Below are 11,571 nucleotides of genomic sequence, written 5' to 3'. Positions count from 1 at the left end.
CCCGACATTGTCGTAGGTGAACGGCGCGCCATCGAAAGAGATGGACGCGTTCGCCACGTTGCCGTCCGCGTCGTTGACGAACATCTGGGTCTGCGTGCCGGTGGGCGTGCTGAAGACGGCGCCCTGTGCCTGCCACGTCCCGCCGTACGGATCGATTCCGCAGGCGCGCTTGAACCAAGCGATGTCCTGGAACGCCGCCTGACAGGCGTAGAGGTTCAGGGCCGGGGTGGATTGCGTTCCGCGACGTCAACAAGAATGGCCTCTTCGACGCGAACTCCGCCGGAACGCCGAACGGCGACGTCATTGCCGGGACGCCATAGGCAAGGTGGCCCGTGCCGCCCGTCTTCGACAAATCGAAGAGCGCTGCGGCGGGCGGGGTCCCCGTCAGCGTGAAATTGAAGTCGACGGGAAAGCTCCCGTGCAACTCGATGTTCGCCTGCGTGATCACCGCCCCCACGGGCGATCCGGGCGCGGTGCCGGCGAACGTCGGGTACCAACCCATGGCGAGCAGGAGCGGATCTGATTGCTGTGCGGACGCCGAGCTAAGCAGCTGGCCCTTCAGCGTGACTCCTCCTGAAGGCGTCGACCCGCCGCCGCTGCAAGCTGCCGTGGCGAGGCAAATACAGGGCGCAACAATTGCTTTGGACAGCATTCGGTATCCGCCTTTCCGTGTCGGTGGGGTCCTCGCGGCAACGTAGCCGGTCGACCCCGACTCTCAACGGGCACTGCGAGACCACTGTTCGCGATGTTACGGCCACACGCCGGCTTCTCGAGCTGGAAGAATTCCCAGCGATCAGACGCATCGGTTCTCGACGCCTATAGACGCAACGCGGCTTGACCGGGCGCCCCACGCGGAGCAGTTTCCGCCGCGATCCGGGCAGATACGACTCAAAGGAGGCGGACGATGGTGTCGAACCGTCATTGCATCGCTACGGCGGTCGTAATCGCCGCAGGCCTGGGCTGCACTTCGGAGCAACGCTCGCCATTCCTGGCGACGTCGCCGGCGGAGGCTCGCGCGCCGCGCGCGCCGACGGTAACGCCGCAGGAGACGGGCACCACCCAGCGTTTCTTCGCCGTCAGCCCGGTGAACGCGGCGGTGGTCTGGGCCAGCGCGCGCGGCGGTACGTTCGCCAGGACGCTCGATGGCGGGAGCACCTGGGTCTCGCACCAGGTCGCCGGCGCCGAGACGATGGAGTTCCGCGACGTCGAGGGTGTCAGCGCCAATGTGGCTTATCTCATGTCGGCCGGGACCGGCCCCGACAACCGCATCTACAAGACGGAGGACGGCGGCAACACCTGGAGGTTGCAGGCCCAGGCCACCGATCCGCGAGACTTCTGGGATTGCTTCGCGTTCTGGACCCCCCGGCGCGCCATCCTGATGGACGACTCGTACGACGCCCATTTCCCCTTGCGGCACACCAACAACGGAGGCAACGATGGCTGGCCGCTGCTGAGGAATCCGCCGGCGGCGCAGCCCGGCGAAGGGGCGTTCGCGGCCAGCGGCACTTGCGCGGCTACCCAGGGCGAGAGCAACGCCTGGCTGGCCACCGGCGCCGCCGCCGTCGCCCGCGTTCTCCGGACTACCGACGCGGGCCGCTCGTGGCAGTCGTCGGCCACGCCCATCCAGCCGCAGGGCACGCCGACTTCGGGCAACGCCTCGGTCGACTTCCGGGACGCGCGCCACGGTCTCGTGGGCGGCGGCGACGTCGTCGACTCCGCCACGCCGCAGTTGAACGTGGCCCGATCGGGCGACGGCGGAATGTCGTGGAAGCTGACCACGCCGACGCCGTTCCCCGGCGCGGTCTACGGTTTGACGTACGCGCGCAATCACCACGAAGACGACGACGGCGATGATGACGATGACGGCGATGGCGATGACGTGCGGAAACGCGCCGTCGCCACCGGCCCGGGCGGCTCGGCCTGGACCGACAACGAGGGCCAGACCTGGACGCTGTTGCCCGGCATCACCAACTGCTGGGCGGTCGCCTTCGCCAACGAGCGCACGGGCTGGCTCGGCTGCGGCGCGGGGCGGATCTACCGGATCGATTTCTAGACCTTGCGACCGAACCGCTCATAGCGAACCTGTTCGAGGCGGCGCGCCGCCTTCCTGGTACGCGCGGCGGTGATCGCGCTTCGCTATGCGTTCTCAACGCGCTGCGTACTCACGCTATGGTCCCGGCCGATGTCGACCCCGCTGATCGAATTCGACCGCGTCAGCATCCTGCGCGATGGCGTCACCGCCCTGGACCGACTGAGCCTGCGCATCGACGACGGGGAGCGCGTGGCCGTCCTGGGACCGAACGGCGCTGGCAAGTCGACGTTGGTGGATGCGCTCACGCGCGCGGTCTACCCGGCGGCCGGCATGGGCCCGTCGGCGCTCCGGATCTACGGGCGCGACCGGTGGGACGTCTTCGAGCTGCGCAACCTGCTCGGAATCGTCACGCACGCGCTGGTGCGCGACTGCACGGGGCCGTACACGGCGCTGGAAACAGTGCTATCCGGCTTCTTCAGCAGTATCGGCGTCTGGCCGCATCACCAGGTGACCGAACAGATGCGCGAGGAGGCGAGGCTCGCGCTGCGAGAGCTGGAGATTGCGCACCTGGAAGGCGTCCCGCTGAAGGAGATGTCCTCCGGGGAAGTGCGCCGCGCCGTCATCGCCCGCGCGCTCGTTCATCGTCCGCGCGCGCTCGTTCTGGACGAGCCGACCGTCAGCCTCGACATTCGCGGCCGCCGCGAGCTGCTCGCCGCCATGCGCCAACTGGCGAGCGCGGGCAAGAGCCTGGTCCTGGTGACGCATACGCTCGACGACGTCATCCCCGAAATCGACCGGGTCGTGACGTTGCGCGACGGCCACATCCTCCACGACGGGCCAACCCGGGAAGTGCTGCGAAGCGGTCCGTTGAGCGAATTGTTCAGGGTGGATGTCCACGTGGCCGAGCGCGAAGGCGCGTGGCACATGTGGTAGCAGCGGGGTCACCGCGCGGGCGGCGCTGCCAAGGCTGCGGCGCCAGCCGCCGCGCATTGTGCGTCGTGCTCGGAGAGATCGCCGGAGACGCCGACGGCGCCGACGAGCTTGCCATCGACGAGGAGCGGCAAGCCTCCATCGACGGGCACCGCGCCTTCGAGCGCAAGGACTCGGACGCCCAAGCCTCCCTTTTCCAGCGCGTCCTGGAACGCCTTCGTCGGACGCTTGTAGAGCGCGGCCGATCGGGCCTTGTTGATGGCGACGTTCGCGCTGCCGTTCTGGGTCGTGTCCGCCTTCTCGAAGTAGACCAGCGTGCCGGCCGGATCGACGACGGCGATGGCCATGAACCACTTGTTCTTGCGCGCCTCCGCTGAAGTCGCCGCAGCGACTTTCTTCGCGGCGTCCAGGCCGATGCCGGGCCCGATCGGGATGGCGTAGGGGCTGGGCGCCGGAGCGGGAGTTCCCTGGGCGAGCGCCGCGGCGGAGCAGACGGCGGCCGAGAGGACGAAGCAGATGGACATCGAGCGCAGCAGCATGGACGTCCCCTTTTGTGAGATGCGACATACAGCCCCGATTGCGCATCGGGCGCAAGGGACCGGCGCCGGAATCATCGGTTCTCGACGCCGGCGAAATCGACGACTTCATGATTCACGTGGTCCCGACGTTCATCGGCGAACGCATTCCCCTGATCGCTGCGACGAGCCGGGCGCTCCGTCGCCTGATCACAGACCAGTTGCCGCCGCCGATTCGCCTCCCCACCTTGGGAAGGGGGAGGGGAAATGCCCGCATTGGCACAGCGAACGTGTCTGGGCCTGGTCCGGCTCTTTCAGGAAACGCCGCTACGCCGCTATGCGCTGCGCAACGAGACGACCGAGCGCTACGCCAACGCCGCGGCCTACGTGGCCGATCGCACGAGCCAGATCGAGGACTACCGCGCTCTGTTCACGCGCTTCGTTACGCTTCGCGACAAGGTCGTCGCTGAGCTCGGGTGCTCGAAGGGATACATCCTCGACGCTTTCCTCCGCTCCGAGGCGTTCACGCCCATTGGGATCGAGAACGACCCGAAGGTCATTCGCGTCGGCGCCAAGGAGTATCCGCACATCCCTTTCGTGCAGTCGACGGCAACGTCGATTCCGCTGCCGGATGCGAGCGTCGATCTCATGTACACCATCGATACCGTCGAGCATCTCAGCCGGCCGCGGGAGATGTTCCGCGAGTGCTACCGCATCCTCCGGCCCGGAGGTCAGTTCCTCATCCACTTCCATCCCTGGTTGGGGCCGTATGGCGCCCACCTCGAAGACATCATTCCGTTCCCCTGGCCGCACGTCGTGTTCTCGATGGAGACGCTCCTCGCCACCGCGGCGGACATCTACGACTCCGACGCGCACGTCCCAGCCTTCTACTGGTTCGATGCAGAGACAGGGAACCGCCGACCGAATCCGTACCGCGACGTCGCCTACTGGCGGGAATTCCTCAACCGGATGACGATTCGAGAGTTCCGCAAGCTCCTCGCCACGACCTCCTTCGAGGTCGAGCATTTCGAGCAGATCGGCTTCAGCGGCCGGCGGTTCCCGCTCTTCCGATATTTGAGCGGCGTTGCCCGGATTCCGGGCCTGGATGAGCTCTTTGCGCGCGCCGCGTTCTTCGTCGTGCGCAAACCTAGCGACTGAGGCCTGCGGGGCAGGACACGCCGGTGCCACCGAGGCCGCAATACCCGCCGGGATTCTTCGCCAGATACTGCTGGTGGTAGTCCTCGGCGTAATAGAACGGAGGCTCGGCGGCGATCTCGGTCGCGATCTGCCCGTGCCGCGCCTGCGCCAGCGCCTGCTGATATTGCTCGCGCGATGCTTCGGCGGCCTTCTTCTGCGCCTCGCTGGTCGTGTAGATGGCGGAGCGGTACTGGGTGCCGACGTCGTTGCCCTGCCGCATCCCCTGCGTGGGATCGTGGTTCTCCCAGAAGACGCGCAGCAGATCCGCGTAAGTCACGCGCTTCGGATCGTAGACGACGAGCACCACCTCGGCGTGGCCGGTCTGGCCGGAGCACACCTCGCGGTAGGTGGGGTTCTTGGTGAATCCGCCCGCGTAGCCGGCGGCGGTCGTGTACACGCCCTCGACGTTCCAGAACTTGCGTTCGGCGCCCCAGAAGCAGCCCATGGCGAAGATGGCCCGCTCGGAACCGTCGGGAAACGGCGGCAACAGCGGAGCACCGAGCACGACGTGCTGAGGCGGGACGCGCACCGGCTCGTCGCGTCCGGGAAGCGCTTCTGACGGAGCGGGCATACGCAGGGAACCCATGCACGTCATTGTGCACGGCGGGTGCTTCGGCCGCCACTCGCGTCAGCGCCCCGCGAGCAGTGTGGTGGCTCAGCGCGGGAAGGCGGCGGCAATTCCGCCGTCGACGGGCAGCGTCGCTCCCGTCGTCGGCGTCTGGTTGGAAGCGAAGAAAACGACGGCGCGTCCTACGTGCGCGCCGGTAACCTCGGCGTGGAGCAGGTTCCGCTCGCGGTAGAACTCCTGCAGCTTCTCCGGGGGGATGCCACGCGAGCGGGCCCGATCCGGCCCGATCTGCTGCCAGAGGCCCGAAGGCGTGTCTCCCTCGGCGAAAACCGCGTCGGCGTTGATCATGTTCACGCGGATCCCGAGCGGCGCCAGCTCGATGGCCGCCACCTTGCCGAGCTGATGGCCGGCCGCCTTGGACGCGCTATAGGCGCCGAAATCCGCGCCTGGAGCGAAGACGTTCTTGGAGGCGTTGATGACCACGTTTCCGCCCGTGCCCTGCGCGCGCATCACGCGCGCCGCGGCGCGCAAGGTGAGAAAATAGCCGCCCAGGTTCACGTCCAGCACCCTGCGGAAGTGGCTCGTATCGAGGTCCGACAGCGGGCTCACGTGCGCAATCCCCGCATTGGCGACGACGATATCCACGCCGCCGAAGATGGCGCAGGCGCGATCGAATCCCGCGGCGACGGACGCCTCGTCGGTGACGTCCATCTTCACCGCGGCGCAGGAGCTGCCGCCGGCGATGCGCGAAACCTTGCCGCGCGCCCGTTCGAGGGCCTCGTCGTCAACGTCGGTGAGGACGACGTGCGCGCCCGCTCTTGCCAGCTCCATGCACGTGGCCACGCCGATGGCGCCGGCTGCTCCGGTGACGAGGGCGACCTGGCGAGAAAGAGGTTTCTCCACCTCCTTGCCCAGCTTCGCCTGCTCGAGACTCCAGTACTCCATGTCGAACAGCTCGGCGTCGCCGAGCGGCTCGTAGCGGCCGATCGCTTCCGCCGCCGCCTTGATGCGCAGCGTGTGCTCCGCGATGTCCGCGGCGATGGCGGCGTCCTTGCGCGTCTTGCCCGCACAGACGATTCCGACGCCGGGGATGAGCAGCACCCGGGGGTCCGGATCGATCTTGCTGCGCGTGACGCCCTTCGAGCTGACCTGCTCCGCGAAGTAGGAGTCGTATTGCGTACGGAAGCTTGCGATGGCGTCGGCGAGCTGCCTGCGCAGTGCATCGGCGTCGTTCAGGGCTGGCTGCGCGATGAATAGATGATGCGACTTGGTGCGGATCACGTGGTCGGGCGTGAGCGGTCCGCGCGCCGCCAGCGATGCGCACTGCGGGGCGTCCAGCAATCCGAGGATCTCCGGAGTTGCGCGGTGCTCGAGGATGACGCGGCGATGCGGCTGGTCGGGATTGCCGCTCGGCGAGGCCAGGAGGCCGCGCAGGGCGGGACCGATCTGCGCCATTTTCGCCGAAGCGGCGTTCGGTTCGGTGGCGCGCGAAGAGGACGCGGACCGCCCCCGCAGGCGCGAGCGCAAGAAGCTCTCCGCCCGGTCGACGCAGTCGACGGTCCGCTCGTAGCTCGTCCGCGCATCGGCCGCGAACGTGAAGAGTCCGTGCTTCAGCAGGACCATTCCCTCCGCGTCCGGTTTTGCTTCGAAGATCTCCGCGGCGAGCTTCGCCAGCCGGAATCCGGGCATCACGTAGGGGACCACCAGCACGCGATCGCCGAGGGCGTTCCTGATCAGCTCCGTGCCGTCCGGCTGATTGGTCAGCGCGAGGATCGCGTCCGCGTGCGTGTGATCGATGAACGCGTGCGGAAGGAACGCGTGCAGCAGCGTCTCCACCGACGGATTCGGCGCGCTGGCATCGAAGAGATGCGTGCGGAGCTGGTTGACCATCTCCTCGTCGGAGAGCGCTTCCAGCTTGCGCAGCTTCCGCAGCCAGCCGAGGTCGAGAGCGGGAAATCCTTCCGGTTCGATGGAATCGAGATCCCAGCCGCTGCCCTTCACGCACAGAACGTCGATGCGGTCTCCGAGCAGGTTCTCCCTGGCGATCTTGACGGAGGTGTTTCCTCCGCCGTGCATGACGAGATCGGCCTCGGCGCCGATCAAGCGGGACGTGTAGACGCGCAGAGCGAGCGCTTCCCCCCAGCGCGGCGCGTAGCGGTCGCAATACTGTCTTGCTTCGGCGTCGGACCAGCGATTCTTCATCCGGCGAGCCTAGATCATCACGCTGGTGCGTTCGAGCACAGCAGGCGGGCAACCAACCGCCGAACGTCCTGGAAAGCGAAAGATCTTGCCCCTAGTCGTGTGCTCCCATTAGCACCGAGCGGTGCCTGTCCGGTTGCTCGCGGTCGCTCTCACATCCTCGCTTCTGCTCCTGGGTGCACCTCTCGAGGCGCAGACGGTCACCGCCATCCGGTCATCCGTGAAAGTGCGGCAGACGGACAAGGTGCCCCTCGTCAGCAGCATCGAGATCCGCGCCGCAAGAAACGAGTTCGAGTCGTTCCAGGTCGTCGTGACGGCAAAGTCGCCGCTGTCGGCGGTCACCGTGACCGCCCCGACGCTGGTGCTTGACGGAAGCCCGACGACGACGATCCCGTCGTCCGAGCTCCGCCTGTACCGGGAGCAGAACATGTACTTCACTTCCCCTTCGAATCCGGAAGGCGACAGGGGATGGTGGCCCGATGCGCTCGTTCCCGGGCGCGACGACGGCGCTGCGGTCTTCAACAACAACGGCGTCTGGAGCGAAGGGCCGTCCAGCGGGGAGACGAGAAATGCATTTCCGGCGAGCGTCTCCGCCCGGAACAATCTCGTCGTGTTCGTCGACGTCCATGTTCCAGCGAGTCAACCGGCGGGCAGGTACACGGGAAACGTGAGGGTGAGCAATGGCGCCAAATCGCTCGGGACGATCGGCGTGGTCTTGCTCGTCCGTAACTTCGCCTTGCCGTCGACGAGCTCCTTGCCGACCGCCTTTGCGGTGTCCATCGATCACATGTGCGTCGCTCACGGGAACGCATCGGGGCCGTGGTGCGCCAGGGGCAATCCCGATTTCCATCTCTGGGCGCGACTCTACGGGCGATTCCTGCTCGATCACCGCATCACGATGTTCCTGCCCGATCATCCGGACACGTCCGATTGGCAGGCGACGTTCGCTACATATGACAAGGATTACGGCAGCGTGATCAACGGCACGGATGCGAGCCAGCGTCTCTCGGGGGCGCAGATGACCACGCTCGTCTACCCGTGGTTCGACGGCAACGACGACGGATCGACTGCCACCGCGAAGATGGCCAACTGGGCGACGTTCACCAGGACCGGTGCCGGAAGGACGTTCTCCTGGTTCAGCAGGACCTTTCATTATGCGCGGCCCGATGAGCCGGGATCGAGCTGCGCCAATTGGGCCCCGATCGTCAATCAAGGGGCCTGGGCGCACAGCGTCGACCCGAGCTTCCGCGTCATGGTGACCGGCACCGTGGCGGACTACCTGGCTTGCAACGCCGGGAACGCCGTGAACATCCTGAACCCGCCCGTCGATTTCCTCGACATGAAGCCCAACGGATTCGCGCCGGGCAATCACCGCGCCGACTACGACGCGTTCCTCTCCAATGCGCCGGTGAATGCCCTCTGGATGTACCAGAGCTGCGACGTCCACGACTGCGGCAGCGCCAGCAACGCGAGCGCCGTCAACTGGCCCAACTTCATGGTGGACGCGACGGCGGTGCAGAACCGCGCCGAGCCCTGGATGCACTTCATCTACGACGCGCCCGGAATGCTCTACTGGGACATCTCGAACAAGCTCCCGGATGCCTGGAGAAACGACGGCATCTACGACTTCACGGGCCAAGGCGACGGCACGCTCGTCTACCCGGGCACGCCCACCACGGTGGTGAACGGCTCGTCGTACGCCATCGGGGGGACGAGCCATATCCCGGTCGCAAGCTACCGGCTGAAGATGATCCGCAAAGGGCTCGAGGACTACGAGTACCTCACCCTTTGCAAAGCGATGAATCCGGGCACGGCGATGAACATCGCGCGGGGCATGTTTCCGATGTCAGCGATCGGAGCCAATGGACAGCCGACCGGCAGCATGTACGCGGCGAACAACTATCCGGGCTCTACTCCTGGAACGTTTGCCGACAACCTGGAGAATGCCCGCGTGCAGCTCGCGCAGTGCATTACCGGCAGCGCGGGACCGTGACGAAGCGCTGACTCGCTCGCCAGCCTGACCGGTGCCGAGCCGCGGTCGGGTCAGGGCCGCGCGACCACGCCTTGTTTCCGACAGACGGAATGCCCATCAGTGGCGCTGGGGACCGGGAGATGACCGATCACCGGTGCTCCTGCCCGGGCCCGGAGTTCGACGCCCCTGGCGAGCCCACGGGAGCAGGAGGAAGCAATGCCCGAGCGCAGGGGCAGCACCATCATCGAGAACGTCCAGCCGCAGCTCGACGGCGGCCGGTTTCCGGTGAAGCGCGTCGCGGGCGAACCGGTGCGCATCACGGCCGACATCTTCAAGGAGGGCCACGAGGACCTCGCCGCCGTGGTCCGCTGGCGCCAGCTCACTCCGCAGGCGACGGAAGCCCGCGAGGAGCCCATGCGGTTTGTCGGCAACGACGTCTGGGAGGCAGACCTGCCGCTCACGGGGCACGGCCTGTACGCGTTCAGCATCGAGGCCTGGCCGGACTCGTTTCGCACCTGGGTCCACGAGCTGAAGCGCAAGGTGGACGTCGGCCGCGACGTTTCCTCCGAGCTGCTCGAGGGCTCCGCCCTCCTCGACGGCGCCGCAACCCGCGCCGAAGCTGCCGGCGTCCGCGCCGATGCGGAGAGACTTCGCCACGGACAGAAAGCATTGCTCGCGGGCCAGTCGCCGGCGACGCTTTCGGCCGCCTTCGATCCCGGTCTGGTCGCGGCCGCGTCGCGGCACGCGGATCGGGTAGTCGCCACCCGGCTCGACCGGGAGCTGCGCATCTTCGCAGAGCGCAAGCGCGCCGTGTTCAGCTCCTGGTACGAATTTTTCCCCCGCTCGACGTCCGGAGATCCGAAGCGCCACGGAACGTTTCGCGACGCGGAGCGATGGTTGTCATACGCCGGCGAGCTCGGGTTCGACGTCGTCTACCTGCCACCGATCCACCCCATCGGCCGGACCGCGCGCAAGGGAAAGAACAACGCGCTGACCGCGGCGTCCGACGACGTCGGCAGCCCGTGGGCCATCGGCGGTCCCGAAGGCGGACACAAGGCGATCCATCCGCAGCTCGGCACGCTCGAGGACTTCCGCCGCTTCGTCGCCTCCGCGAAGGATCTTGGACTGGAGGTGGCTCTCGACATCGCTTTCCAGTGCTCGCCCGACCATCCCTACATCCGCGAGCACCCGGAGTGGTTCCAATCGTCAACTTCGACTGGATGAGTCCGGCGCGTGAAGCCCTCTGGGCCGAATTGCGCTCCGTGTTCATGCACTGGATTGCCCAGGGCGTGCGGATCTTCCGCGTCGACAATCCGCACACGAAGCCGCTGCCCTTCTGGGAATGGGTGATCGGGGAGGTCCATGCGCGCCACCCCGAGGTGATCTTTCTCGCGGAGGCGTTCACCCGGCCCAAGGTGATGAAGGCGCTCGCCAAGGCCGGCTTCAACCAGTCGTACACGTACTTCACCTGGCGCAACTTCAAGCACGAGCTGGAGGAGTACCTGACGGAGCTGACCCAGGGCCGCCCGGCGGACTATATGATCGGCAATCTCTGGCCGAACACGCCGGACATCCTTCCCGAGCACTTGCAGCAGGGCGGGCGCCCTGCATTCATGCTGCGCGCGGCGCTGGCCGCGACGCTCAGCTCGAGCTGGGGCATCTACAGCGGATACGAGCTCTGCGAGAACCGCGCCCTTCCAGGGAAGGAGGAGTACGCCGATTCGGAGAAGTACCAGATCGTCAACTGGGACCTCGAACGCCCGGGCAACATCAAGGCGTGGATCTCGGCGCTCAACCGCGCGCGGCGCGAGATTCCCGCGCTCCAGTCGTATCGCAATCTCCAGTTCCACCGCGCCAACAACGAGCGCGTGCTCTTCTACTCGAAGGCAACGCCCGACCGATCCAGCCTGGTGCTCGTCGCGGTGAGCCTGGATCCGTACGCGGCGCAGGAGGCAATCCTCGAGCTTCCCCTCGACCGCCTGGGCATCCCGGAGGACGAGACGTACCAGGTGCATGACGTCCTCTCCGGCGAGCGGGCGCTGTGGCAGGGCGCCAGCGCGGTCGTGCAGCTGACGCCGGAGAAGCCTGCTGCGCTTTGGTCCGTCCTGCGCTTCCGCCGCTCGGAACAGGGCTTCGATTACTACTTCTAGGAGCAGGG

At 66.9% G+C, this 11,571-nt stretch carries 8 protein-coding genes and 2 pseudogenes; 7 read left to right on the top strand and 3 right to left on the bottom strand.

Translation table 11 applies throughout. The annotated features are described in order from the left end of the window. The first annotated feature begins 16 nt into the window (after positions 1–16). The 3 genes from E6J58_00335 to E6J58_00325 all read left to right on the top strand — a co-directional run bounded on the left by E6J58_00335 (position 17) and on the right by E6J58_00325 (position 2,965). Positions 17–202: a hypothetical protein gene (locus tag E6J58_00335; GenBank protein TMB44346.1), complete on the top strand. Its 186-nt coding sequence runs from the start codon at positions 17–19 to the stop codon at positions 200–202. 702 nt (positions 203–904) lie between these two features. After that, the gene (locus tag E6J58_00330; GenBank protein TMB44345.1) at positions 905–2,053 is read left to right on the top strand and encodes a hypothetical protein; all 1,149 of its coding nucleotides are present in this window, start codon (positions 905–907) and stop codon (positions 2,051–2,053) included. A gap of 129 nt (positions 2,054–2,182) precedes the next feature. Next, entirely contained in the window at positions 2,183–2,965 is a 783-nt protein-coding gene (locus E6J58_00325; protein TMB44344.1) for an ATP-binding cassette domain-containing protein, read from the top strand. 8 nt (positions 2,966–2,973) lie between these two features. On the opposite strand, the gene E6J58_00320 is transcribed toward E6J58_00325, so the two are convergent. Continuing rightward, positions 2,974–3,486, bottom strand: coding sequence for a heme-binding protein (locus E6J58_00320; GenBank protein TMB44352.1), 513 nt, complete (start codon positions 3,484–3,486; stop codon positions 2,974–2,976). 86 nt (positions 3,487–3,572) lie between these two features. Here E6J58_00320 and E6J58_00315 point away from each other — a divergent pair. Together E6J58_00315 and E6J58_00310 are read left to right on the top strand one after the other, a co-directional pair. After that, a pseudogene (locus tag E6J58_00315) lies at positions 3,573–3,659 on the top strand (dihydrofolate reductase). 85 nt (positions 3,660–3,744) lie between these two features. Beyond that, a complete protein-coding gene (locus E6J58_00310; GenBank protein TMB44343.1) occupies positions 3,745–4,635 on the top strand; it encodes a class I SAM-dependent methyltransferase in 891 nt (296 codons plus the stop codon). Here the strand turns inward: E6J58_00310 and msrA are convergent. Further along, positions 4,625–5,269 carry a peptide-methionine (S)-S-oxide reductase MsrA gene (gene msrA / locus E6J58_00305; protein TMB44342.1) on the bottom strand — a complete coding sequence of 215 codons (645 nt, stop codon included), beginning with the start codon at positions 5,267–5,269 and terminating at the stop codon, positions 4,625–4,627. The two genes, E6J58_00310 and msrA, sit on opposite strands and share 11 nt — an antisense overlap. Before the next feature lie 60 nt (positions 5,270–5,329). Further along, positions 5,330–7,444: a bifunctional aldolase/short-chain dehydrogenase gene (locus tag E6J58_00300; GenBank protein ID TMB44341.1), complete on the bottom strand. Its 2,115-nt coding sequence runs from the start codon at positions 7,442–7,444 to the stop codon at positions 5,330–5,332. A gap of 121 nt (positions 7,445–7,565) precedes the next feature. Here E6J58_00300 and E6J58_00295 point away from each other — a divergent pair, with 121 nt between their 5' ends. Together E6J58_00295 and E6J58_00290 are read left to right on the top strand one after the other, a co-directional pair. Continuing rightward, the gene (locus E6J58_00295) at positions 7,566–9,434 is read left to right on the top strand and encodes a DUF4091 domain-containing protein (protein TMB44340.1); all 1,869 of its coding nucleotides are present in this window, start codon (positions 7,566–7,568) and stop codon (positions 9,432–9,434) included. A 195-nt stretch (positions 9,435–9,629) separates the two neighbouring features. Then, positions 9,630–11,563 (top strand): annotated as a pseudogene (locus E6J58_00290) (alpha-1,4-glucan--maltose-1-phosphate maltosyltransferase). The last annotated feature ends 8 nt before the right edge of the window (positions 11,564–11,571 follow it).

The organism is Deltaproteobacteria bacterium, from assembly GCA_005879535.1.
In the GTDB taxonomy this organism is placed as follows: Bacteria; Myxococcota; Myxococcia; order Myxococcales; family 40CM-4-68-19; genus 40CM-4-68-19.
This window is presented reverse-complemented; position numbering and strand designations above follow the sequence as displayed.

Bases quoted from the DNA above. Each gene is read 5' to 3' on its own strand.
- E6J58_00330 (TMB44345.1), top strand. From the start codon at position 905: ATGGTGTCGAACCGTCATTGCATCGCTACGGCGGTCGTAATCGCCGCA.
- E6J58_00325 (TMB44344.1), top strand. From the start codon at position 2,183: ATGTCGACCCCGCTGATCGAATTCGACCGCGTCAGCATCCTGCGCGAT.
- E6J58_00320 (TMB44352.1), bottom strand. From the start codon at position 3,486: ATGTCCATCTGCTTCGTCCTCTCGGCCGCCGTCTGCTCCGCCGCGGCG.
- E6J58_00310 (TMB44343.1), top strand. From the start codon at position 3,745: ATGCCCGCATTGGCACAGCGAACGTGTCTGGGCCTGGTCCGGCTCTTT.
- msrA (TMB44342.1), bottom strand. From the start codon at position 5,269: ATGACGTGCATGGGTTCCCTGCGTATGCCCGCTCCGTCAGAAGCGCTT.
- E6J58_00300 (TMB44341.1), bottom strand. From the start codon at position 7,444: ATGAAGAATCGCTGGTCCGACGCCGAAGCAAGACAGTATTGCGACCGC.